The 25,949-nt window shown below is 39.3% G+C and carries 20 protein-coding genes, 1 pseudogene and 1 riboswitch; all 21 genes and pseudogenes read right to left on the bottom strand.

The annotated features are described in order from the left end of the window. Positions 1–17 precede the first annotated feature (17 nt). The gene (glgA, locus tag PCY08_RS02205; protein WP_301559279.1) at positions 18–1,451 is read right to left on the bottom strand and encodes a glycogen synthase GlgA; all 1,434 of its coding nucleotides are present in this window, start codon (positions 1,449–1,451) and stop codon (positions 18–20) included. Beyond that, a complete protein-coding gene (gene glgD, locus PCY08_RS02210) occupies positions 1,448–2,587 on the bottom strand; it encodes a glucose-1-phosphate adenylyltransferase subunit GlgD (RefSeq protein ID WP_301559280.1) in 1,140 nt (379 codons plus the stop codon). The genes glgA and glgD overlap by 4 nt, the downstream gene beginning before the upstream one ends. Beyond that, positions 2,577–3,719 (bottom strand): glucose-1-phosphate adenylyltransferase, encoded by a 1,143-nt coding sequence (locus tag PCY08_RS02215; RefSeq protein WP_301559281.1) that lies wholly within the window; start codon positions 3,717–3,719, stop codon positions 2,577–2,579. Before PCY08_RS02215 ends, glgD begins: the two co-directional genes overlap by 11 nt. Continuing rightward, complete coding sequence (gene glgB / locus PCY08_RS02220; RefSeq protein WP_045763413.1) at positions 3,709–5,637, bottom strand: 1,4-alpha-glucan branching protein GlgB; 1,929 nt, start codon at positions 5,635–5,637, stop codon at positions 3,709–3,711. The genes PCY08_RS02215 and glgB overlap by 11 nt, the downstream gene beginning before the upstream one ends. Positions 5,638–6,034: 397 nt before the next feature. Next, the gene (gene pulA / locus PCY08_RS02225) at positions 6,035–8,317 is read right to left on the bottom strand and encodes a type I pullulanase (protein ID WP_301559282.1); all 2,283 of its coding nucleotides are present in this window, start codon (positions 8,315–8,317) and stop codon (positions 6,035–6,037) included. Positions 8,318–8,366: 49 nt separating this feature from the next. Beyond that, positions 8,367–9,299 carry a diacylglycerol kinase family lipid kinase gene (locus PCY08_RS02230; protein ID WP_301559283.1) on the bottom strand — a complete coding sequence of 311 codons (933 nt, stop codon included), beginning with the start codon at positions 9,297–9,299 and terminating at the stop codon, positions 8,367–8,369. A gap of 3 nt (positions 9,300–9,302) precedes the next feature. After that, positions 9,303–11,261, bottom strand: a complete 1,959-nt coding sequence (gene ligA / locus PCY08_RS02235) for an NAD-dependent DNA ligase LigA (RefSeq protein ID WP_301559284.1) — start codon at positions 11,259–11,261, stop codon at positions 9,303–9,305. A 94-nt stretch (positions 11,262–11,355) separates the two neighbouring features. Beyond that, complete coding sequence (locus PCY08_RS02240) at positions 11,356–12,615, bottom strand: nucleobase:cation symporter-2 family protein (protein WP_301559285.1); 1,260 nt, start codon at positions 12,613–12,615, stop codon at positions 11,356–11,358. Next, complete coding sequence (locus PCY08_RS02245) at positions 12,615–13,196, bottom strand: xanthine phosphoribosyltransferase (protein WP_301559286.1); 582 nt, start codon at positions 13,194–13,196, stop codon at positions 12,615–12,617. The genes PCY08_RS02240 and PCY08_RS02245 overlap by 1 nt, the downstream gene beginning before the upstream one ends. A 76-nt stretch (positions 13,197–13,272) precedes the next feature. Next, positions 13,273–13,369: riboswitch (purine riboswitch) on the bottom strand. Then, positions 13,362–14,345: a GMP reductase gene (guaC, locus tag PCY08_RS02250; RefSeq protein WP_301559287.1), complete on the bottom strand. Its 984-nt coding sequence runs from the start codon at positions 14,343–14,345 to the stop codon at positions 13,362–13,364. (Overlaps the previous riboswitch by 8 nt.) A gap of 170 nt (positions 14,346–14,515) precedes the next feature. After that, the gene (locus PCY08_RS02255) at positions 14,516–15,847 is read right to left on the bottom strand and encodes an McrC family protein (protein WP_301559288.1); all 1,332 of its coding nucleotides are present in this window, start codon (positions 15,845–15,847) and stop codon (positions 14,516–14,518) included. Beyond that, positions 15,831–17,816, bottom strand: coding sequence for an McrB family protein (locus tag PCY08_RS02260; protein ID WP_301559289.1), 1,986 nt, complete (start codon positions 17,814–17,816; stop codon positions 15,831–15,833). The genes PCY08_RS02255 and PCY08_RS02260 overlap by 17 nt, the downstream gene beginning before the upstream one ends. 214 nt (positions 17,817–18,030) lie before the next feature. Further along, positions 18,031–18,810, bottom strand: coding sequence for an L-threonylcarbamoyladenylate synthase (locus PCY08_RS02265; protein WP_301559290.1), 780 nt, complete (start codon positions 18,808–18,810; stop codon positions 18,031–18,033). A 23-nt stretch (positions 18,811–18,833) separates the two neighbouring features. Beyond that, positions 18,834–19,427, bottom strand: a complete 594-nt coding sequence (gene leuD / locus PCY08_RS02270; protein WP_301559291.1) for a 3-isopropylmalate dehydratase small subunit — start codon at positions 19,425–19,427, stop codon at positions 18,834–18,836. A gap of 9 nt (positions 19,428–19,436) precedes the next feature. Further along, positions 19,437–20,819 carry a 3-isopropylmalate dehydratase large subunit gene (gene leuC, locus PCY08_RS02275; RefSeq protein ID WP_301559292.1) on the bottom strand — a complete coding sequence of 461 codons (1,383 nt, stop codon included), beginning with the start codon at positions 20,817–20,819 and terminating at the stop codon, positions 19,437–19,439. A gap of 3 nt (positions 20,820–20,822) precedes the next feature. Next, positions 20,823–21,091: pseudogene (locus tag PCY08_RS02280) on the bottom strand (DUF1294 domain-containing protein). Then, complete coding sequence (leuB, locus tag PCY08_RS02285) at positions 21,088–22,125, bottom strand: 3-isopropylmalate dehydrogenase (protein WP_301559293.1); 1,038 nt, start codon at positions 22,123–22,125, stop codon at positions 21,088–21,090. Before leuB ends, PCY08_RS02280 begins: the two are co-directional and overlap by 4 nt. Positions 22,126–22,136: 11 nt before the next feature. Beyond that, positions 22,137–23,699, bottom strand: coding sequence for a 2-isopropylmalate synthase (locus tag PCY08_RS02290; protein WP_301559294.1), 1,563 nt, complete (start codon positions 23,697–23,699; stop codon positions 22,137–22,139). Between the two features lie 314 nt (positions 23,700–24,013). After that, positions 24,014–24,670, bottom strand: a complete 657-nt coding sequence (locus PCY08_RS02295; RefSeq protein WP_301559295.1) for an MmcQ/YjbR family DNA-binding protein — start codon at positions 24,668–24,670, stop codon at positions 24,014–24,016. A gap of 43 nt (positions 24,671–24,713) precedes the next feature. Then, complete coding sequence (locus tag PCY08_RS02300; RefSeq protein ID WP_301559296.1) at positions 24,714–25,346, bottom strand: copper homeostasis protein CutC; 633 nt, start codon at positions 25,344–25,346, stop codon at positions 24,714–24,716. A 93-nt stretch (positions 25,347–25,439) separates the two neighbouring features. Beyond that, complete coding sequence (locus PCY08_RS02305) at positions 25,440–25,799, bottom strand: YbaN family protein (protein ID WP_045763427.1); 360 nt, start codon at positions 25,797–25,799, stop codon at positions 25,440–25,442. Positions 25,800–25,949: the final 150 nt, after the last annotated feature.

Genomic DNA, 25,949 nt, shown 5'->3' on the forward strand with positions numbered 1-25,949 from the left:
CATACGATTTTAACTATTTAGTTTGCTAAACTGTGATACAAATCAAGATATGACTTGCAGGCTGTATCCCAAGAGAAATCACATTCCATAGCTTGAACTTGCATATTTTTCCAAACATCAGGATGGTTGTGATAAACATCCAAAGCTGTTTGCAATGCCCAGTTGAGCCAGTATGGAGTTAGGTTGTTAAAGCTAAAGCCTGTACCTGTTCCTTCAATTGGATTAAAGGCTTGAACAGTATCTCTAAGTCCACCCACCTCATTTACTAAAGGAAGCGTACCATATCTCATGGCCATCATTTGTGAAAGCCCACACGGTTCAAAGCGACTTGGCATGAGGAAAATATCACATGCTGCATAAATCTCTTGAGCTAATTTCACATCGAAAGTAATATTGGCAGAAAGTTTTTCTGGGAATACTTGACTAAACCAAGAGAAGGCTTGTTCAAATCCTGGATCTCCAGTTCCCAAGAGAACAATTTGAATATCCTCTTGAAGCATACGATGCAGGCTTTCAACCACCACATCAAAGCCCTTCTGACGAGTCAAACGTGACACGATACCAATCATTGGTACATCTGAACGTACTGGAAGACCAACTCTTTCTTGAAGCTTCGCTTTATTTTGAGCCTTACCTGACAGATCAGTTTTATTAAAATGATACTCTAGTAAAGCATCCGTCTCTGGGTTGTATAGATCAGTATCAATTCCGTTTACAATACCAGAAACCTTACCAGATTCCATACGAAGAATCTGATCAATACCGCAACCAAACTGTGTAGTCATGATCTCATAAGCATAGCTAGGTGACACGGTTGATACACGATCTGCATAGAGAATACCTGCCTTCATCCAGTTAAGACAATCATTCCAACGAACTGTTCCATCAGCATAGCGCTCAAATCCAACCCTGAACAAGTCCCAAAGCATGCTTTCAGAGAATTGACCCTGAAATTCCAAGTTATGAATGGTCAAAACAGTCTTGATTCCTTGGTAAGCTTGAATCCATCTGTATTTTTCTTTTAACAAGAACGGAATCATTGCTGTATGGTAATCATGAGCATGGAGGACGTCAGGTATGAATCCAATACGCTCCATAGCTTCAAGGGCAGCAAGTTGGAAGAAGGCAAAGCGTTCACCATCATCGAAATCTCCATAAACATGTCCACGGAAGAAATAATATTGATTGTCAATGAAGTAGAAGGTAACACCATTTAGAACTGTTTTCTTAATTCCACAAAATTGTCTGCGCCAACCAACATAGACTTCGAATTGAAGGACATCTTCAATTTGATCACCAAACTTGGCTTCAACCATGTCATAGTAGGGTAAGATAACAGCAACTTCATGCCCAGCTTTTACTAATGATTTTGGAAGTGCTCCGATAACGTCTCCCAATCCACCTGTTTTTGAAAAGGGAGCGCCCTCTGCTGCTACAAATAAAATTTTCATGAAAGGACATCCTCTGTTACTTTTTCGCCTTTTTTGATGATAACAGGGTTTTCTGCTGTACCTCGAACGACAACTCCCTCAGCTATTTCAGCACCCTTATCAACAATTGCATACTCAACTTGTGCACCTTTTCCAACGACAACGCGAGGGAAGATAAGAGATTCTTTAACCAAGCTGTCTTTATTGATACGAACATTACGCGAAATAACAGATTTAATCACTTCGCCTTCAACGATACTACCAGAAGCAAATTGAGAAGTGTTTACTTTTGAACCCGGTGCATAGTAAGTAGGCTCTTCGTTTTTAACTTTAGTGTGAATCTTTTGATTTGGCGAGAACAAAGAGTAGAATTTATGCTGATCAAGCATATCTAAATTAGCTTGGTAGTATGTTTCTACTGAATGAATATTTGCTAGGTATCCTGTGTATTCATATGCAAAAGCACCTTCTTTGGCTGCTAAATCACGAAGAACATAACGTAATTTTTCTGGATATTCTTTTTGAGCTTCTTCTTCTAAACGTTTAATCAACCATTGAGTATCTACAACAAAGATATCTGTTGACATGTTGTAGTAATCTTGATTTGATTTTTTATCAAAGAGTTTGTGAGAAACCACATGGTCAGTTTCGTCGATATCAAGGATTGCATTTACTTCTGAAATGTCCTTCTTAGGCAATTTCTTATAAACAACTGTGATTGGTGATTTTGTTGTATTATGCAAATGGAAAACTTGATTGAGATCAATATTCACCAAAACATCAGAGTTCAAGGAAACTGTTTGGTCTGAACCTGAACGTTTTAAGTAAGTTAAGAGTTGTTGATAGTACTCTTTTCCAACAGTACTGCTCTCTACACGAGTATTGTAGATTCCAAGATAGTAGTGGCTAAGAAGTGTATTCAAGCCCCATTCACGTCCTGAACGAATATGGTCAAAAACTGAGCTGATGTTATCTTGTTGGAAAATTCCAAAGATACTACGAACGCCTGCATTAGCTAAACTTGAAAGCGGGAAGTCAATCAAACGATACTTTCCTCCAAATGGTAAAGTTGCCACTGGACGGTTACTTGTCAAGGTTGACATATCATGGAAACCAACGGTATTTCCTAAAATCGCTGAATATTTATCAATCTTCATCTGTTGCTACCCCCACTACTTCATTATATCCGACTACTTGTACTTCTTCTGTACCATCAATTTCTACACCATCGGCAATGACTGCTCCTTCACCGATGATTGCACGTGTAATTTTAGCACCTCTACCGATAACTGCTCCACTCATAATGACAGAATCAACGACTTCTGCTCCCTTACGAACTTGAGCAGCTGTAGAAAGAATAGAGTGTTTCACAGTACCATTTACGTAACAGCCGTCCACAACAAGAGAATCTTCTACATGAGCATGTTCTCCAAGGAAGTTTGGTGGAGCGATAAGGTTACGAGAATAAATTTTCCATTGACGGTTACGGCTATCTAGAGCATTCTCTGGAGAGATGTATTCCATATTTGCTTCCCAGAGTGATTCAATAGTACCCACGTCCTTCCAGTATCCATTGAATTCATAAGCATAGACACTTTCACCTGTTTCAAGATAGTTTGGAATAACATTTTTACCGAAGTCTGACATGTCTAGGTTGGCCTTCTCAGCTGCAACTAGCATATTGCGAAGTCGTTTCCAGTCAAAGATATAAATCCCCATTGATGCCTTAGTTGATTTTGGTTCAGCTGGTTTTTCTTCAAACTCAACAATACGATTATTAGCATCTGTATTCATGATACCAAAACGGCTAGCTTCTTTAAGTGGCACATCTAAGACAGCAACTGTCAAGCTGGCATTATTGTCCTTGTGTGATTGGAGCATATCATCATAGTCCATCTTGTAGATATGGTCACCTGAAAGGATCAAAACATACTCAGGATTGATACTGTCGATATAGTCGATGTTTTGGTAAATGGCATGACTTGTACCTTCAAACCAACGGTTTCCTTCACTTGCAGAGTAGGGTTGAAGGATAGAAACTCCGGTGTCAATACCATCTAGACCCCAACTAGAACCATTACCAATGTGGCTGTTGAGAGCTAGTGGTTGATACTGTGTAATAACCCCAACATTATGGATACCAGAGTTGGCACAGTTTGAAAGAGCGAAGTCAATGATACGGTAGCGCCCACCAAATTGCACGGCAGGTTTAGCAATGCTTTGAGTGAGTTTACCGAGACGAGTTCCTTGCCCACCAGCAAGGATTAAAGCTAGCATTTCATTCTTCATTTTCTACTCCTTTTTGAGTTTTATTAGCGACTTTTTTAGTAGGTTTTATGCGACGTTTGATTTTCCAAATACTTGCTCCCATAGCTGGCAAGGTAAATGTCAAAGTCTGCTCATAATCCTTCCACAATCCTTCTTGAGTTTGAACTGTTTGGTTATGCTCTTTCCACACACCACCCCATTGTTCTAACTCTGTATTCCAAATTTCTTCATAAATCCCTGCAACTGGAAGACCAATTGTAAAATCAGGACGTTCAACTGGTGCCATATTGAAGACACAGACTAGCATCTCGCCTTTCTTGCCCTTACGGATGAAGGAAAGAACACTCTGATCTCTATTATCCGCATCAATGATTTCAATACCATCGTAACTTGTATCAATTTCCCAAAGACAACGGTGGTCTTTATAAAGTTGATTCAACTGTGATGTAAAGTATTTCATCTTGGCATTCATTGGATCTTCTAGGTTAGACCACTCTAATTGCTCTTCAGATTTCCACTCTAAGAATTGACCAAATTCACTACCCATGAAGAGTAATTTCTTACCAGGGTGACAAATTTGATAAGTGTAAAGGTTTCTCAAACCAGCAAATTGATTGTAACGATCACCCCACATCTTATGCATCATACTCTTCTTACCGTGGACAACCTCATCATGTGAGAATGGTAGGAGATAATTTTCATTAAAGACATACATGAAGCTGAAAGTCACAAGATTAAAGTCATACTTACGGTAAATTGGATCTTCTTCGTAGAAACGTAGGATATCATTCATCCAACCCATGTTCCACTTGTAGTCAAATCCAAGTCCACCCATTTCCTTCATGCCAGTAATCTTGGTACCAGAAGAAGACTCCTCTGCAATCATCATAACATCCGGATGAGCTAGTTTAATAACATCATTCAAACGTTGTAGGAAATAATATCCTTCATAGTTGAGATTGCCACCGTCTTTATTTGGTGTCCATGGAGCATTGTCATAATCTAGATAGAGAATATTACTTACAGCATCTACACGAATCCCATCTAGGTGATAGAAATCAATCCAGAACTTAATACTAGAAATCAAGAAAGATTGGACTTCATTTTTACCAAGGTCGAAGTTGAGTGCTCCCCAACCGTAGTTGTTAGCCTTATTATGATCTTGATATTCAAAAGTTGGTGTACCGTCGTAGTATGCCAAAGCATCATCATTGATTGTAAAGTGTCCAGGTACCCAGTCCACAATTACACCGATATTGTTGATATGACATTCCTCAACAAAGTCTTGGAACTCTTCAGGACGACCATAGGCATGCTCTAAAGCGAAGTAACCCATGAGCTGATAACCCCAACTCAAACCGAGAGGGTGAGCCATCAGAGGCATAAACTCGATATGAGTATAGTTCATCTCAACGAGATAGGGAATGAGCTCTTCTTTGAGTTGAGCAAAGCTATAAGGTGTTCCATCAGGATTTCTCTTCCAAGATCCTGCATGCGCCTCATAGATATTGACCGGTCTTTCGAAAAATCCCCAACGTTTTCTGCGAGCTAACCAGAGACCGTCCTTCCATTTTTTCTCAGGAATTTCTGTTAAAACAGCTCCTGTACCCGGACGTGCTTCATAGCGAACAGCCAAGGGATCAATCTTCATAAGCTGATGACCATTAGCACGAGTAATATGATATTTATAAATATGTCCCTCTTGAGCTAAAGTTGTAAAAACTTCCCAAACTCCAGATTCATTACGAACCATGGGGATTTGATTTTCAACCCAGTTAGTAAAATCACCAACTAGATGGACAGCCTGCGCATTTGGCGCCCAGACACGGAATGTATAGCCATACTCACCGTCTCTTTCTTCACGATGCGCACCTAAATAGTGTTGAAGATGGAAATTTTCGCCACTAGTAAAAGTTCTTAAAGCCTCAAATTTATCCATTGAATCCCCCTTTTATTGTAAGCGTTTTCTATGTTCCTATTATACTATCTTTTAAGAAAACTTTCAACTAATTTCCGAATTCTACAAAAATTTTTTTCGAAAATCTTCATATATTTATCTTAACATTTCTAAAATTTTCATAAATGATGATAAGCAGTGGAATTTTCTATCAGCTACTGTTACAAGAATAACTTTCATTATCTATATATAAAATAACTCACTTAAAAACTGAACGTTTTTATTTTTTGATAATATAATATTCGTAGATAACTCTTTTAATATAATTTTACCAAATTTTCTGAAATTTTCAATCATTTTTAGTAATAGTTCCATTTTTATTTTTATGTCTAGGAATATAAAAAAACTCAAGCATAAATCTTGAGTCTTTGGTTAATTTTTAAGATAAGATATTCATAACTGCCACACTGACATCGTCAATGGCATTTTCTTGGTTAGAACGGCTATTAGTTACTAACATTTCTAGGTTTCCTGCATTTTCATAGTAATAGGAAGCCCCTTTAGCATTGAATACAACCAAGAAGTGCTCTTCAATTCCCTGAATCTCGTAGACAATCCAACCACTATTTTCAATGGCTGTATGTACAAAGACATGACGGTAGACTTCTTCATAGGTAGGGTATGAAAAGGCACTAGTTTGTGTTTTAAGACGGATAATCTGACGGACAAACTCGATACTATCTTGACGCTCATTGATCAAATCCCAGTTAACTTGGTTGACGCTATCAGGAGCATTGTAACTGTTCATTGCTCGCTCACGATCTGCGTGAGTCAACTCTCCATTTTCGCCTGTAGCTAAGAGTTTAGTACGACCAAACTCTTGCCCCAGTTCCATGAAGGCCATCCCTTGCATGAGGAGGTTCATAGCCGTTGCTGTTTCTACTTTCTTCATGATGCGTTTATCACTCTCCATCGGATGAAGAGTTTTAAGTAAATCATGCAAATTGTAGTTATCGTGAGCTTCTACATAGTTAAGAACCTGATTGGGGCTGAGGTAAGAACCCAGCTCACGACTTCCAAGAATAGCCTTTGCGAGGATCGGCTCAGTACCTGCTCCACTGATGAAGCCAGATTTGATAGAGCCATAGACTTCACAACCTTTGACCGCATCACGTTGATTATCATTAAAGAATCCAATGTTTGGCAACTGGTAGGCATTGTCTTTCTTAGCCTTGTCATAAGGAGCAAGACCTGTTCCCATATCCCAACCTTCTCCATACAGGATGATTTTCGGATCGACTTCGTCCATAGCCCAACGAATCATCTGCATGGTTTTGACGTCATGAATTCCCATCAAATCAAAGCGGAAACCGTCAATATTGTATTCTTTTACCCAGTAGAGAAGAGAATCAATCATATATTTACGGAACATTTCATGCTCACTGGCAGTTTCGTTACCGACTCCTGTTCCATTTTGGTAGGTTCCATCATGGTTCATTCGATAGTAATAATCAGGAACCGTTGTTTGGAATGGTGCATCAACGGTTGAGTAGGTATGATTATAAACAACGTCCATAATAACACCGATACCAGCATCGTGATAAGCTTGGACCATGGCTTTCAAATCACGGATAGCTTGACCTGGATCGTTTGGATTTGTAGACATGCTAGTTTCTGGAGCATTGTAGTTTTGTGGATCATATCCCCAGTTATAAGTTACATTTCCATCAGCATCGTATTCTTTATGACGGTCAGCAATTGGTTGCAACTGAACATAGTTGACACCAAGTTCTTTGATGTAATCAAACGCAGTCGATTGACCATATTGGTTAACTGTTCCAGTTTGCGCTGCACCTAAGAAGGTTCCTCTTAATTCTGGCGCAACACCAGATGTTTCAGACTTAGTCAAATCACGGATATGCATTTCATACACAACTGCCTGGCAAGGATTTTCCAAACGCCAAGTTGCTTCTGTACCATGCTTAACCTCAAAACCTTCTACCTGACGATCTTGGTTTGAGACAATGGCTGAACGTTTTCCATCAGGGCTTGTCGCTATTGTATATGGATCACGAGTTAATGACAGGTGATGAGGAAAGTCAATTTGGTAGTGGTAAGCACGACCTGCTAAGCTTTCTGGAACTGATAAACTCCAAACACCAATTGTATTATACTTGTGACTATAGGAGTAACTATTTCCTCGCTCCATTTCAAAGGTTTTAAGGATAGGTGCGTCGTTACTTGCAGATTCATAGACTACTACTTGGACAGATGTAGCGGTTGGTGCCCATAGGCTAAATCTTGTTTCAGTTTCAGAAACTTGACATCCCAACTCTCCTTGATAACCCCAGTGGTGGTCAAAACTAGCACTATTGATTGCTTTGTCGAAGGCAAAGGGATTTTGGTCTTTATAATGAGTACTTGCAATAGCTGGATTTTCAGAATAATAAACTGTATCATCTCCATCCAAAATCCAAACTTCTGTCAAAAGTGGATAGTAATTGAAGCGAATAGGATATTCTTTGCTGACACCATCTTTTTCAACACTAAAAGTCATGGTCTCAAGAGCTACTTCACTCGATTGAGTCAGTGAGAATTTTGCTCCAAAATATTCTTCTTCTTTGATAAGTTCTGCTGAATCTAGAGGCTTTTTGCTGAAACTGCAAGCCTCGTAAGCTTCATCTTTACGATGATAATGAATAAGTACAGGATAATTGTACATGGTTCTCCCTAATTTCTAAATAAATTTGATTTTATATGTGACTAATAATTTATTGATCAAGTGCCTCACGATTCACAAAAAATTCAATGTGATTATGGCACACTTCCAAATCTACTGGCGTGTCGCCACCGTATTCTCCATCAAGATTGAGCATAAAAGGCTCTTCATGATCCAAAGTTTCAATTCGGAGTTTACTCGTTTTAAGGTATTCAACATTGATATCTGAAACGTGTTGGCCTCCGTTCATGGCCTGAACTAGCAGACTCAACATATCTAGTATTTTATCCGTCTTTACTAGAATAAGCGTGAAATTGCCATCATCCAGTTTGGTATCAGGTGCAAATTGCTCAAATCCACCAATAGAATTGGTCAAGGCAACAAAGACAAGAGAAACTTCTCCTGTAAAAATTCCCCAATCATGGTAAATACGAACAGGACGGGCTTTGGATTTTGGAAACATCTCGAAGCCTTTAGCAACGTAGGCCAGATAACCCAAACGCGTCTTTAGTTCACTCGGAACACTAAAAGTTAACTCCGTAAGAGTTCCTGCCGCAGCAATATTGATGAAATACTTATCGCCAAAGGCACGACCAATATCAATTTGCTTGGTTTCATTTTTAGCAATGATCTTGGCTGCAGCAACTGGATCCCCCATAGGGATTTTCAATGCTCTTGCATAGTCATTGGTAGTTCCAGTAGGAATGATGGCGATCTTTGGACGATGTTCCAGAGGTGCAATTCCATTAACCACTTCATTGATAGTACCATCGCCACCAGCTACCAAAACCAAATCAAATCCAGCTTTTGCAGCTCTTTCTGCTTCTTTCTGGGCTGATAAGTGTTCAGGTTTGGTCTGAAAAGCACTAGTTTCATAGCCTAGTCCTTCTAACACTTCTAGAACTTCTGCGATATTTTGCTTGATAATTTCCTGGCCTGAGGTCGGATTATAAATGAGACGTGCGCGTTTTTTTACTTCTTTCATAGCTTACAAACTCTCAAGCCAAGCTTCATCACGAATCTCTATTCCCAGTTCTTGTGCTTTTTGGAGCTTGCTTCCTGCATCTGCTCCTGCTACAACAAGGTCTGTTTTTTTCGACACACTACCAGTAACCTTGGCTCCTAGACTTTCTAATTTATTTTTAGCTTCTGAGCGATTCAAACGCTCTAGCTTTCCTGTCAATACGACAGTTAGACCAGACAAGGCAGCATTTGCTGCAACTGTCTGTCCTTTGAAGTCTAGATTAACACCTGATTCTTTCAATTCCCTTAAAAGGATTTCAGAACCCTCTGTAGCAAAATAAGTCTGTAGGCTTTGAGCAATAACACTCCCCAAACTTTCAATATTTGCAATTTCTTCAGGATTAGCTTGCGCTAGCGATTCGATTGAGTGGAAGTTTTGTAAAAGCAACTGACTTGCCTTACTTCCTACATGACGAATCCCCAAACCAAACAAGAGTTTTTCAGCAGAATTTTCTTTGGATGCTTGAATAGCCTGGTAGAGCTTTTGAGCAGATTTTTCCTTGATACCATCTAGCAAGAGCAAATCTTCCACAGTCAAGCGGTAAATATCTGCAACATCCTTAACCAAATTGGCAGCAAATAATTTCTCCACGATTGATGGGCCAAGGCCAGAGATATTCATGGCGTCACGAGATGCAAAGTGAATCAACCCTTCCTTGATTTGAGCAGGGCATCGTGGATTGATACAACGAAGAGCCACCTCATCTTCAAAGTGTAACAACTTACTTTCACAACTTGGACAGTTTGTTGGGATATCTAGTTTTTCCTCCGACACACGTTTAGACTCCACCACTCGTAGAACGGCTGGTATAATATCACCCGCTTTGTAGACAATGACTGTGTCATCCTTACGGATATCCTTTTCAGCGATATAGTCGACATTATGAAGAGTTGCACGACTTACAGTTGTACCTGCAAGTTGCACTGGAGTAAGATTAGCAGTCGGAGTCACAACTCCTGTACGCCCTACTGTCCAGTCAACAGAAAGAAGTTTCGCTTCTTTTTCTTCTGCTGGAAATTTATATGCTACTGCCCATTTAGGTGCTTTGACTGTAAATCCTAGTTGCTCCTGACCAGCTAGATCATTGACCTTAATCACAACTCCATCGATATCATAAGGCAACTGATCTCTTTCTTGGCCAATTTCTTGAATAAACGCCCAAACCTCATCCATACTATAAGCTAATAGACGTCTTTGATTAACTACAAAGCCTAATTGTTCTAAATGTTTCAAAACCTTCTCTTGACTATCCCGAGTTGAAGGACTAGCTTCCTGATAAAGGAAGGTTGCAAGATTACGTTTGGCTACTACTGCTGTATCTAGCTGACGAAGTGTTCCTGCAGCAGCATTTCTTGGATTTGCAAATTCTGGCTCCCCGTTTTCTTGACGAGATTGATTGACCTGGTCAAAAGAAGCTCTCGGCATATAACATTCACCACGAACTGTTATATCTATTTTTTCAGATAATGATAAAGGAATGTCTTTCACTCGTTTAAGATTTTCCGTGATGTTTTCACCAATGGAGCCATCACCTCGAGTTGCTCCAGCAACAAAAATTCCCTGCTCATAAGTCAAGGAAATCGATAAACCATCAATCTTCAACTCACAAATATAAGTGACATCATCCAATTCTTTACGAACACGCACATCAAAGGAGTCGAGTTCTTCACGTGAAAAAGCATCCTGCAAACTATAAAGAGGATACTGATGACTATATTTCTCAAATCCATCAAGAATCTTTCCACCAACACGATGTGTCGGACTTTCTGGCAAGACTTGGTCAGGATGAGCTTTTTCTAACTCTACCAGTTCACGATAAAGACGGTCATACTCACTATCAGATACAGATGGATTATCACTTGTATAATACTCTGTCGCATAGCGATTGAGCAGTTCAACGAGCTCTTTCATTCTTTCATTCATAGAACCATTTTACCATAAAAAGGACTCTATAAACAATACTCAAGCTCTAAAAAAAGAAAATGAGAAGGATATTTCTATCACTTCTCATTTATTTTTATTTTTTACGATTCAAAATAGCATTCAAGACGATGGCTACTGTACTTGCAATGACAATACCATTTGAAAAGAACATTTGTAATTCAGTCGGTAAAGTATTGAAGAGATTGCTTCCGTTCAATCCTACCCCAGCAGAAATAGAAACTGCTGCAATGAGGAAGTTGTGTTCATTGTGCTCAAAGTCTACACGCGCCAAGATTTGCATCCCTTGAAGAGATACAAAACCAAACATGACCAGCATTGCTCCACCAAGAACAGGGCTAGGAATAATCTGAGCCAAGGCACCAAACTTAGGTAAGAGACCAAGTAAGATAAGGAAACCAGCTGCGTAGTAGATTGGCAAACGAGTACGAATACCTGAAAGTTTCACCAAACCAACGTTTTGTGAAAATCCTGTATATGGGAAGGTGTTGAAAAGTCCACCAAGCAGAACAGCGAGACCTTCTGCACGATAACCATTGCGAAGACGAGTGCTATCGATTGGATCTTTAGTAATATCAGAAAGGGCAAGATAAACACCAGTTGATTCTACCATAGATACAGTAGCGATAATACACATCATGACAATAGAAGAAATCTCAAATTGCGGAGCACCGAAGTAAAATGGAGTTGGGATATGAACGAGTGGAGCTTCTGCTACTGGTGAGAAATCAACCAAGCCCATTGTTGCAGCGATAATGGTACCTGCAATCAAACCAATCAAAATTGAAATAGATTTGATAAATCCTTTGGTAAAGATATTGACCAAAAGAATAATGAGGACTGTAATCATGGCCAAGGCTAAACTTTGTCCAGTTGGTTTTTCAACGTTATTTCCCATATTTCCGATGGCAACAGGAATCAAGGTCAAACCAATCGTCGTAATGACAGATCCAGTTACGATTGCAGGGAAAAGATTGGCAACCTTAGAGAAGATACCTGAAATCAGGATAACATAAATCCCTGAAACAATCAAAGCTCCGAACATAGCACCGCTACCATGACTCTGACCGATCATGATAAGAGGAGCAACAGACTGGAAGGCTACCCCAAGAACAATAGGTAAACCAACACCAAAATGTTTATTGAGTTGCAATTGTAAGAGAGTTGCAACCCCACACATAAAGATATCTGTTGAAATAAGGTAGGTCAACTGTTGAGCTGAATACCCTAAAGCACTTGCAATCATGATTGGTACCAGGATTGAACCTGAGTACATGGCTAGCAAGTGTTGCAAACCAAGAACGGCTGCCTGTGAGTGGTTTTCCTGTTGTTTCATTAGATGTCTGCCTCCTTGAAGATAACTTTTCCATTTTCAAAACGCTCTAATCGCGCGAGTGATACTACTTGATGGCCTGATTTTTCTAGCAGTCCACGACCATCTTGGAAAGATTTTTCAATCACAATTCCGATAGCTTCAACTGTAGCACCAGCCTGTTCAATAATCTGAATCAAACCATTAGCTGCTTGACCATTAGCCAAGAAATCATCAATAATTAATACTTTATCTTGAGGAGATAAGAATTTACCTGCAATAGATACGGTACTAGTTACTTGTTTAGTAAAAGAATAAACTTCAGCAGTCAAAATTCCTTCATTCATAGTGATATTTTTTGCCTTTTTAGCAAAAATCATGGGAACATCTAACTGTTCAGCCACATAAAGAGCTGGGGCAATTCCAGATGCCTCAATGGTTACGACTTTGGTAATACCAGCATTTTTAAAATGCTCTGCAAAAGTACGACCAACCTCGCGCATCAAGGAATAATCAACTTGGTGGGTTAAGAAGGAATCCACCTTAAGAATATTCTCACCAAGGACATTTCCGTCCTTTAAAATTCGTTCTTCTAATAATTTCACAATATCCTCCGAAATAAAAAGAGACTTACCAAGTAAGCCTCTAGGAAATAAAGAAATAGATTTAACACCTATTCTTATATCTCTGCAGCTTACTCATTGTTAGGTATTTACGGTACCTTGTAGAAACGCCACGCCAATTCGCAGCATAAATAAGTAATCATATTTTTAGTGAGCATCACCATTCCAGATAGAGTTCTTCACAATGACATAGTCAACGTGACGAAGATCAGCAACCTTACGACCTCCAGCATAAGAAATCGAACTTTGCAAATCCTGTTCCATCTCAGTTAAGGTATCCTGTAAATGCCCTTTGGCAGGAAGAAGGATTTTTTTACCTTCGACATTCTTATAGGCACCTTTTTGGTATTCTGAAGCCGAACCATAGTATTCTTTGAATTGTTTACCATCAACTTCAACTGTTTTACCAGGACTTTCGATATGACCTGCAAATAGTGAACCAATCATAACCATACTTGCACCAAAGCGGATTGATTTGGCGATATCACCGTGTGTACGGATACCACCATCGGCAATAATCGGTTTACGCGCAGCTTTAGCACACCAACGAAGGGCTGCTAACTGCCAACCACCAGTACCAAAACCAGTTTTGACCTTAGTAATACATACCTTACCTGGACCGATCCCGACCTTAGTAGCGTCTGCTCCAGCATTTTCAAGTTCACGCACGGCTTCTGGAGTTCCAACGTTTCCAGCGATGACAAAGGTATCTGGCAATTCTTTCTTGATGTGCTGAATCATTGAAATAACGCTATCAGCATGACCATGAGCAATATCAATGGTAATGTACTCTGGAGCATCTTCCTTTAATTGACTAACAAAGTCATACTCGTAATCTTTAACACCAACAGAGATAGAAGCAATCAAACCTTTCTCATGCATGCGTTTCACAAAAGGAATACGCCCAGCTTCATCAAAACGGTGCATGATGTAGAAATAGCCACCCTTGGCAAGCTGTTCAGCAACATCTTCATCCAAGATCGTCTGCATATTAGAAGGGACAACTGGCAACTTAAAGGTATGTTTCCCCAAGGTCACATGTGTATCAGCTTCTGCTCGACTTTGAAGGACACACTTATTTGGGATTAGCTGAATATCTTCATAGTCAAAGATTGGAAATTCGTTTAACATATATCTCTCATTTCTCTTCTTTAGACCTTCCTAAAGTTAGGAATAGCCTCGTCTTTTCCAGACAATTACTCTAACAAGTTTACAATAATGTCCGTTTTTTGTCAATTATTATGACTGAAAACAAATAATGTTCGTGTTTATAATTCTTGATTTAGATAATAAGTAGACATTCACCCTGTATTTGTCTTACCTTTCAAACACTTACCTAGATTTTCGATAAAGACTTTTTCAGAGGACTCAATCCTCCTGACAAAATCTTGATAACTTTCGGCTTGTCCAGGTATTTGGATAGACCATTTTTTCAACTGGGCTCCATAACCCGCTAGCTTTCCTATCTCATTATCAACAACCTTGTACTCGCTCGGGAAAACAAGACCAGCCTGCTCAGCCTCTAAAATATAAGAATAAGAAATCAGCTGGAACAAGTCCTCACGGTTAATTCCTTTTTCAGTAAATTCTAGTTTTTTATATTTAGCATCTAAAACTGTTCTTAGTTCTCTATTATAAAAATCTGGGAAAACTTTTCGTTTACGATCAGAAAATACAGAAACACCGTCCGTCTTATCCTTATTTCGTGGATGGATGAAATCTTTTGGCAATAAGGTATAAAAATACTCTTCCCAAAGCCAGGCAACATCAAAAAGAATACCATGGATTTTTTGCTCTCGGTATCCTAAACCGTGCTTTTCTCTGTTTAATATCATCAGACAAAGTTCTTGCAATTTTCTATACTCTCGAAAGTATGCATGACGAAGAGGCTTGGTTTGATTTAGTCGGATAATCTTAGCACGATCAGCTAGTTTATAAGATGGGGTTACACGAATAATTTCAGAGACATTTTCACGACTTGTTAATAAATTATCAAGAACTCCTCCCCCTATGCTTCTCTGATTCTTCATGTATTCAATTGTATGACGGATCAGCTGCATAAGAGGATTATCATAGGTAAACTCTCTAGTTGTGTAGGCAATATTTCCCGTGAAAGGAAGATTTTTCTTGAGATGATTTCCGAAATCAATCACCCCCTTGACATTGCCGTCATTATGAGAAAGTCTCTGGTATTCCTTATAAAGACCTTTTCGGAGAGCTGCTTGAAGATACTTAGGAAAAAGGTAGATTAAAAGCTGATAGAGTTTATCTTCACGCGACAAAGCAACATCTAAACTAGTCAGATTGATATGAAGAACCTTTTGTAAAAGATAATGCAAGAAATGGTCATCACCTTTACTCGAAAAGCGAGAGGAGATTGTTAATCTTTCCTGACCATAGCCCAGAAAACCAATCACATTTCCTGTCTTGATTTTCTGATTGACGGTTTCCAATATCTTTTGGTCCTTATCCAAGTCAGGAGAATACTGCAAGTCATTTGGAAAAATAAAGATATTGTCTTCTTGAGAAAGATTTCCTAATGTTCTATCTAAGAGAAGTTGGCTTAGTTTGGGAAATTCTGCGACAAAGTCTTCTTTCGCAATTTCATGCTGATTATCAGTTATCCGCATCATTATTTTCATCGCCTTCATTGTCGTCAGCTACTGCCTGATCTTTTTGTTCATTCTTTGTCAGATCGAATGCTTTTTTCAATGTTTCAAGAGTTTCAGCTTCCTCGTAAGAACCCCACAAGTAATCTTCCAAGAGTGGCTTCAGATAATCTGACCAGAGTAATTCATAATTATAATCCACTTCCTCTAACTTAAGAAAATAACTTGGTCCGATATGATAATGACTGTTTAGCTCCGGAACCTTTTCGATGGCAGTATTCAAATTTCTTAGGCGGATTTTAGCTTCTTCCGCTTTATCGCCAAGAACATCATCCAGCATTCCTAATTGGCTTTCAGCAGTAACTTCAACAAAACGGAAACGACGGCGCATTGCAAAATCAAAGGTGTCCACCGAACGGTCGATATCATTCATAGTTCCAATGATGTAAACATTCTCAGGAATATAAAATTTGTCATTAGTCTCATGTAAATTAGCATACTGGGTAGAAACACTCCCCTTCTCACCACGATAACCAGGATCGATAGAGAAAAATAGTTCGCCAAAAATCTTAGAAATCTCACCACGATTAATCTCATCGATGATGAAGACGAAGTTCTTATCTGTGTCAATATCTGTTGGGGAAACATAATCACATAATCCGTAACTTTCTTTCATGTGATCCAAAACAATGTTTTGATAAGTTTCGTACTTTAGATTAGTCTCTTCACCCTTGTATAAAAGATAAACTTTCTCTTTAGTAGCAACAGGAGAATCAAATTTCACATTTCCTTGACTGTTTAAGCTAGCTGGAACAGAACTACGAGGGAACATATAGTGCCCCTGTTTTTCATTGATAGCATTAGTTAGCTTAGTCCACGTTTCTTCAAAATTATCTTGTCCTCCAGTCTTCTGGGCTTCTTTAGCTTTCTGACAAAACTGCTTAAAAATACCATCTTGTAATTTAAAGTTAATAGCTCCGTCCCCATTTGAAACCGGTCTCAATCCCTCTACAAAATCCGTATAGTCATAAGAAGGGTGAAACTGTACAAAACCGATTTGATCTTCATTGCCACTTGTTAATTCTAAGGCAATTTCTTTAGCAAGGTAAGTTTTCCCAGTACCTGGTGCACCACGGAGAATGAGGTTTTGGGATTGTAATAAAATATTTTTATACTTGTTGATATTTTCTGACATGTTTATATCTTCCTTTTCTGCTTCTCTATAAAAACTAGTAAAATTGTCATAAAACTCTATTAAAATTTCATTAGGTTCAGCAGTTGATTCTAGCTCTAAATCTTTGACAAGGTATTTGTACCCTAAATCTTCATCTTGATTATTACTATACCATTTTACTATTTTAAATTCTGTGACTTTAAATCTATGAAAACCACACCTTATATTTATCCATGAGTTATCAATGACACTCAACCGATAACCAAAATAAGGTGATTTTATATATCCATTACCACTCCTTGGACCAAAATGACCTGTGTTAAGCATTTCAACTTTGTATGGAATACCTTCAATAGTTAGAGCAGGATAAATATGTTCAGCTCCATCTAATTTTTGAGAACGTTTCATTTCTATATCTTTCGAATTATAGATATTTGCTTGATTCACAAATTTAGACAAAAATTCTCTGAAAATTTTATAACACTCTGAGTTAATTCCACTTTTTACAAACTCATAAGATTTATTTATAAAAGGTAAAATCTCATTTAATGAATTTTCGTCCTTAATAAAATACTCAGCATCAAGTGTCCAACCAAATGAATCAGGCTTCTTATTAAAAATAAAAAAATCTGAATCACGAAGACTTTTGGAGAGAATAGCAATCTTTATTCCTTTATTCTGAAAATTAATCTCTATAAAATTTTGTAACTTTCCTTTCCTATTTTTAACCTGAAAAGAAATATAACTTTTTGTTTGATTTTCAATTGCATCTGGGAATTCTTTTTTTATCCTGTCAATGAAAGTTTGTTTTGAAACCATTGTGTTTTCCTTACTTATTAAAAATTTATTGTTAGACGTAAATTATATTTGTTTCGTTCGAAGTAAGATATTTTACTTTGAAAAAAACCACATTCTATTAATATATATTCTGCATCTAGCATATCATATCCTATAAAAAATGAAAAGAATTTCTAAAGAAAAAGCCCAGCGTTAGGAGCTTCAACTGCTCTTAACACTAGACTTCTTTTCAATCTTAATAATACTCGCCCTGACGGTAATCCCATGAGTTAAAGGTATCTGACAGGTGCATCATAATCTTATCAATGTCAAGCCCTTTACGGATCACAACTGGCGCTGGTGAAGTTGAGCGTGCTCCTCCTTGTTCTGGGATAAGCTTGCCATCTTTATCGACCATAGACACCATCACGCCCTGTTCGTAGCGTGTTTCAACTGTTTTATCTGGCTGGATAGATGCAACATAGTCGTCTGCTTCAATAACAAGATCCACTGCTCCTTCGATACGTTCACCGATTCCTTCAACCTTACCTCGATTTCCTTTTCCTGAAGGGTTTGCAGATGAAGCATATACCATTTTGCCTTCTTCCCAAAGTTTGGCAGCTAATTGTTCACCAGCTTTCCCAAACTTGATAACAAAACAGCTAGTTCCACGCACATCGGTCATGAGTTCTTCACGACCATCACCGTAAGCTTTCAATTTTTCAAAGGCTTCTGATTTCCATGGAAGGATACAACCAAGAAGAATGTCTTCGTCCCAATGTTTTTGATAGAAGGCTTCAATTTCTGGGTTGAGTTGTGCTAAAGCGCGAAGCTCGTCCATGCTTCCACAGAGAACCACACCTGGTTTGTTACGATTACGTTCTTTGGCTTCAAACTTACGTTCAAGTCCTGCCTTGTCACTAGTCATGATGATGTAACCAACTTTTGTAGGGCAAACGATACATCCGCCCTCACCTTTTAAAATGTCATAACCTTCTTGTGAAAGTGTTCCGTTCCATTGAATGTGTTTTGTCATAGTTCTATTTCCTTTTCTATTTTTTATTCTTGCCAGTAGGCTGGTCGTTGTTTTTCATAAGCAGCAATCAAGTCTTCATACTGCATGGTAATACCGATATCATCCAAACCATTTAAGAGCTTGTGTTTCCATTCGCTATCAATTTCGAAAGTGAATTCCCCGACTGGTGAAATGATTTTTTGTTGTTCCAAGTCAACCGTCACTTGGTCAGTTGGTTGGAGCTGGGCGAGTTTTTCTCTAACCTCTCTAGGCTGAACGATTGGTAACATGCCATTATTGAGTTCATTATTGTAATGAATATCTCCAAAAGATCCTGCAATCACGACCTTAAAGCCATAGTCTGCTAGTGCCCAAGCAGCGTGTTCCCTAGAGGAACCAGCCCCAAAGTTATCTCCTGTGATGAGAATACTCGCCTTGCGATATTCTGGTCGGTTAAAGACAAAGTCTGGATCCTCAGTGTACTTATCGTCCAGATAACGCCAAGCATACATGAGATATTTACCAAAACCTTTCTTGTCAATCAATTTCAGAAACTGCTTGGGTAGAATTTGGTCGGTATCAATATTATCATTCATAAGAGGAACAGTCGTTCCTGTATAAACAGTAAATTTTTCCATATCCTCTCCTTACTGGGCTTCTGGCATTTTCCGAACATCTACGAAGCGACCTGCAATTGCTGCCGCAGCAGCCATGGCTGGACTGCAAAGATGAGTTTTAGCACCAAATCCCTGGCGATCTTCAAAGTTACGATTGCTAGTTGAGGCGCAGTGAACACCATCTGGTACCTTGTCAGGATTCATTCCTAGGCACATAGAGCAACCTGGGTCTCTCCACTCAAAGCCTGCATCTTGGAAAACCTTATCCAAACCTAACTTCTCAGCAGCTCGCTTGACTGGTCGAGAACCAGGTACCACAATAGCTGTTAAGTTAGGGGCAATTTTCTTCCCTTCAACAAATCGAGCAGCCAATTGTAAATCGCTAAGTCGAGCATTGGTACAAGAACCGATAAAGACATAGCCAAGTTCGATATCTGCTGGTTTCTGACCTGGTTGTAAATCCATGTAATGATAAGCACGTTCATCATTCATATCCTTTATTTCTGGGAAGCTACTATCAAAATCAACACCCATAGCTGGATTGGTTCCCCAAGTCACCATAGGAGCCAATTCAGAGACATCCATTCGGATAACCTTGTCATAAACGGCATCGTCATCACTAACCAGTCTTTTCCAATCAGCTACTGTCGCATCAAAATCCTTAGGAACACACTCTCTTCCTTTTAGATAGTCATAGGTTGTCTGATCTGGATTCATGATTCCCATCTTGGAACCAAACTCGATAGACATATTGCAGATGGTCATTCGTTCTTCCATGCTCAAAGCATCAATAGCCTGACCTCGATACTCCACCACGTAGCCAACACCACAAGCAACACCGTACTTGGCAATCAAGGCTAAGATGAAATCCTTGGAATAGACTCCTTTTTGAGGAACTCCTGTGAATTCCACCAACATTTTCTTTGGCTTAACCTGCCAAATGGTTTGAGTTGCAAAGACGTGCTCGACCTCACTGGTTCCAATTCCAAATGCAATCGCTCCAAAAGCTCCATGGGTTGCTGTATGGCTATCACCACAGACGATGAATTTTCCTGGTTGTGTTCGTCCTGTTTCTGGACCAACCATGTGAACGATGCCCTGTTTTTCAGAACCATGGGCCGCATGTTCAATCCCGAATTCCTCAACATTTTCTGCCAACTTATCAATTTGAGCCTTGGATATCACATCTCGAATATCGTAGATATTAACTGTCGGTACATTGTGGTCAAAGGTCCCAAATGTCAAGTCTGGTCGTCTCAATCTGCGTCCTGCGTCTCGTAATCCTTGAAATGCCTGAGGACTGGTCACTTCGTGGATATAGTGTTGATCCACATACATGAGTTGTGGTTGTCCCTCTTCTCCTGTGATCACATGGAGGTCCCATAATTTATCAAAAATCGATTTTCCTGCCATTCATTACCTCCATACAAAATACAAAGCTACTAGTGTAGTTACTATTCCTAGGAACCAAACTGTTTTAAAGTACCATTTTCTAGTCTTGTGATGAAAAGTGAGTCCTGCCAACCAGGCACCAAAACCACCACAAAAAATGCAAATGATAGTAAATATTTTTCAGGTATTCGCCAAGCACCTCTTCTTGCCTTGAATTTGTCAATGCCATAGATCAAGAAAATGATGAGATTCCAAATCAGGAGGGCAAAAGTTATTCCTTCGTTTAGTTTCATAGTCTTGCGATAATGGCTTCTGTCATTTCCTTAGTTGAAGCCTGTCCTCCTATATCTCTTGTTAAAATGCCAGCCACTAAACTAGCTTCAACAGCACGTTCGATACGCTGCGCATCCTCATAACGTCCAAAGCTGTCTCTCAGCATCATGGCAACTGACAAAATCATGGAAATAGGATTTGCAATTCCTTGTCCAGCAATATCAGGTGCCGAACCATGAATGGGTTCATAGAGACTCGGACCATCTTCAGAGTGGCTGGCTGATGGCATAACCCCGAGTGTACCAGATAGAACGCTTGATTCATCAGATAAGATATCTCCGAAAAGATTCTCTGTCACGATAACATCAAACTTGGCTGGATTTGTAATCATGAGCATGGCAGCCGAGTCGACCAGCTGGTGCTCCAATGTTACATCCGGAAAATCCTGCGCAACTTCCTCAGCTACTTTCCGCCAGAGTTTTGAGGTCGCTAGAACATTTTGCTTATCGATACTGGTAACTATTTTTCTCCGACTTCTTGCAATTTCAAAAGCCTTGCGAATAATTCGTTCTACTTCCTCATAGCTATAATCGTTGATATCACGCGCTTTTTTTTCTTCAAGGATATGATCACCAAAGTAAATTCCTCCTATCAACTCACGTACTACTACAAAGTCAACACCAGTTATTCGTTCTGGCTTCAGAGGTGATAAGTGCTTGAGACTCTCAAAGATTTTAACCGGACGAATATTGGCATAGAGATTCAATTCCTTTCGAAGGGCCAGAAGCCCTTGTTCGGGTCGAACTGGAGCATCATCATACTGAGGACTACCGATTGCAGCGAGTAGAATAGCGTCCGCTTCTCTAGAAGTCTTGAGCGTTTCGTCTGGCAAGGGATGTCCTGCAGCATCAATCCCCGCCCCTCCAAAAGGTCGTCTGTCAATCTCATAGTCAAAACCTGTTTTTTCAGCTAGAGCCTTCAAAACTTCTAAACCAGCTTCCATGATTTCTGGGCCGATACCATCACCTGCTAGGGCAACTATTTTTCTTGTCATAGCTTTCTCCTTTATATGGTAGGCATGTCGCGATAGGAAACTGTTGTTCCCATCTCACCAGCATTCTCTTTTTGAACAAAGGTATTGGCATTAATGTAGGCAATAGCCGAAGCCTTCAACACATCGAAATCAAGTCCAGCTGCGTTAAAGATAGTCTCTGTATCTCTGTTTTCAACAGTTACCAATACACGTGCCTGGGCATCAATCCCATCAGTTACCGCATCAATCGTATAGGATACCAAGCGAACAGATTGATTAAAGAATTTATCAATAGCATTGAAGATAGCTTCAACAGAACCTTGACCTGCTGCATTAAATTCAACTTTCTCACCATCAAAATTAGCTAATCTAACTGTTGCTTCAATGTCATTTTCAGAATGGGTTTGAAGTTGCAAGTCATCAAAGTGGAAGCCTTCTGGATTTTCAACCATGGTGCCAGCTACCAGAGCTCGAATATCAGCATCTGTGATTTCGTGCTTCTTGTCTGCCAAGGCCTTGAACTTAGCAAAGAGTGGCTTGATATCTTCGTCTGTAAAGTCTAGAGCCAAATCTCTTAGTTTCTCAACAAAAGCATGACGACCAGACAATTTACCGAGCGGAAGACTATTACTCTTGACACCAACCAATTCAGGTGTAATGATTTCATAAGTGAGAGGATTTTTAAGAACACCGTCTTGGTGAATACCTGATTCATGAGAGAAGGCATTTCCTCCAACAACCGCCTTATTTTTTGGAACTGGAATCCCTGAGAAGCGAGAAACCATTTCGGATGTATTAATCGTTTCGTTTAGGACGATACTTGTCTCTGCTTGGTAGTAATCTTGGCGAATATTGAGAGCCACTGCTATTTCTTCTAAAGCAGCATTCCCAGCTCGTTCTCCAATACCGTTAATGGTTCCTTCAACACGCCCCGCACCATTCTTAACAGCAGCAAGGCTATTGCCAACTGCCATTCCAAGGTCATCGTGACAGTGAGGCGAATAGATAATCTGACGGTCAGTTTTAACATTGTCAATCAGATACTTGAAGATATTCCCATATTCCTCTGGTGTGGTAAAACCAACTGTATCAGGAATATTGATATAAGTCGCACCTGCGTCTACCGCTGTTTGAACGACTTGTAAGAGGAAATCCAGCTCAGTTCTAGTCGCATCTTCAGGAGAGAATTCTACCACTTCAAATTTACTCCGTGCATAGGAAACATGCTCTTTAATAGCTTCCAATATTTCCTCTTTGCTTTTATTCAACTTAAATTCACGATGAATAGGACTAGTAGCGATAAAAACATGGATTTGTGGATACTTAGCATCCTTAAGTGCTTCATAACAAGCGTCAATGTCTGATTTAACAGAGCGAGCTAAACCAGTCACCGCTGTTTTCTTCAAGACTTTTGCGATTTCCTGAACTGCAGTAAACGAGTCTGGACTAGCTGCTGGAAAACCAGCTTCAATTGCCGAAATTCCCCATTTTTCCAGTTGTCTTGCAATGGCAATCTTTTCCTTGATCGAAAAATTAACACCTGGTGTCTGCTCACCATCTCGAAGGCTAGTATCTAGAAATTCAACTGTTCTCATAAGATTTCCCCTTTTCTAAATTCGGTTTTAAAAAAACATCTCGCTCGGAGTTCCAAGCGAGATGTTGATTTACTCCCGCTTGGTAAGCCAAACAGGACTAATGCTTTTGCACTAGCCCGAGTACCTCAACAACAAAGCAAATTGATTAAACTTAGCTGTTTTCATGTTTGACTTTCTCCTTCGTTTGATATCTTGTTTAGTATTTTAGCATAGGAAAAAACACATGTCAAGAAAAAATCCAATATTTTCTGAAAATTTCTTCAGTAAAGAATATTTTGCTAATTGAAAGTATTTGAAAAATCAAGTAAATCTAATTACTTTTTCAAGGTCAAGTTCCAACTTTTTTCGATCAATTCAAGCACCTCTTCATCTGATAAACTGTCATCAAGTGGCACACTTATCCAATAGCGCTTGTTCATATGAAAGGCTGGATAAATCCCTTTTTTTACCAACAAATCAGATACTTGATCATGTTTGAGATTGACTGCTTCCACTAGTCCTTCTCTCCCCTTTTCAAGCTTATCCCAAGAGATTTTCATCAAAACAGCATACCACTTTTGATTGCCCTCATGGCGCAAAACAGCTGTATCAGGGGATTTCTCCCATAGATATTCCAATTGATTTCCATACTTTTCTTGAACGAGTGCCATGATTCTCTTGGTCTGAGGACAAATAAAATCCTGCACATCAAAACAAGACTTTCGGATTTCATAAAGAACTTCTAAACAAGCCTCTCGAACAGTTCCAACAAAAGTACCTTTCATACTTGCCATATGAACTTGAGGATAAAGATCGCCAGTTTCTTGGTCATAAACTTGAAAAGATAAGTCTCCGTCCACAACTATAACTCTCATGAGAAAATCTCCGTGCAAGATAGTCGAACTATGGTTCCATACGCCTTGATTTTCTACAAATCCATACCCTTTAGCCTTTTTACTATTAAACTGATAAGCTTTAAAAATTTCAAACATAAGCGAAAACTGCTACCAAAAGCTAGCAGTTCCTTTCTATTTATTAAAAGACGACCTTAGTTCCATGTAATTGTGTCACACCCAGTTGGTCAATAAAGGTTTGACGGTTATCCATGTCAATCCCTCCACCAGGTAAAATTTCAATTTTTCCTGCAGCGTGTTCTAGAATTCTATGATAGTGAGCAAAGCGTTTCTCTAACGAGTCGCCAGATACACCAGCACGAGTCAGGATGCGTGTCACTCCAGCTTGGCTGAGCCAATCAATGGCTTCCAACTGATCTTGGTCGCTCAATTCATCAAATGCCATATGGAAAACAATTTCCATACCTTTAGATGCAGCAATCAATTTTTCAAGATTGGCCTTGTCCAACTTCTTATCAGCAGTCAATGCACCAAAGACAACGCCTTGGCTTCCTGCTTGAGCAGTTAGAGCGATGTCCTCAAGCATGATGGCAATTTCTAGATCATTGTAAACAAAGTCACCACCACGTGGACGAATCATAGTCATAATGGTCGTATCGTAGTCGGCCGCCAGCTTCACAGCTGCCTTGGTTACTCCGTAGCTTGGAGTTGTTCCACCAACTGCTAGATTGTCACAAAGCTCGATGCGACGAGCTCCTGCCTGCATAGCTTTTTCAAGCAAGGTTACATTTTCAGCACAAAATTCGTAAATCATTTGATTCTCCTTGAAGATTACTTTAAATTTATTATATCATATTATTTCGAATATGTTTTTGTTTTTATCAAGGAAAATCGTTACTTATTAAAGTTATTCTTTATCAGGAATAACCTTGAAAAGATAGTAAGTGATAAAGATGGTTAAACATCCCAGACCGATTTTGACTGGTAAAAGAGGCGCAAAATAAATGGAAATTCCCATCAAGATATAAATCGATACAATAATTTTTTTCTTACGTTCACGCGCAATAGACTTGGTCTCACGAAAATCCGCTACGTAAGTCTGATAAAGTTTGGTATGATAAAGCCAATCTTCAAAACGCTTGGAACTTCTCGAAAAACAAGCAATAGACAACAAAAGAAAAGGAGTCGTGGGCAACAAGGGCAAGACAACTCCAACAATAGCCAGAGCTAATGACAGAAATCCAATAATCAGATAGATAATACGCATAACTTCTCCTAGTTAATACTCTTCGAAAATCTCTTCAAACCACGTCAGCGTCGCCTTACCGTATATATGTTACTGACTTCGTCAGTTCTATCTACAACCTCAAAGCAGTGCTTTGAGCAGCCTGCGGCTAGCTTCCTAGTTTGCTCTTTG

Source organism: Streptococcus sp. SO4 (assembly GCF_030440055.1).
Taxonomy (GTDB): Bacteria; Bacillota; Bacilli; order Lactobacillales; family Streptococcaceae; genus Streptococcus; species Streptococcus nidrosiense.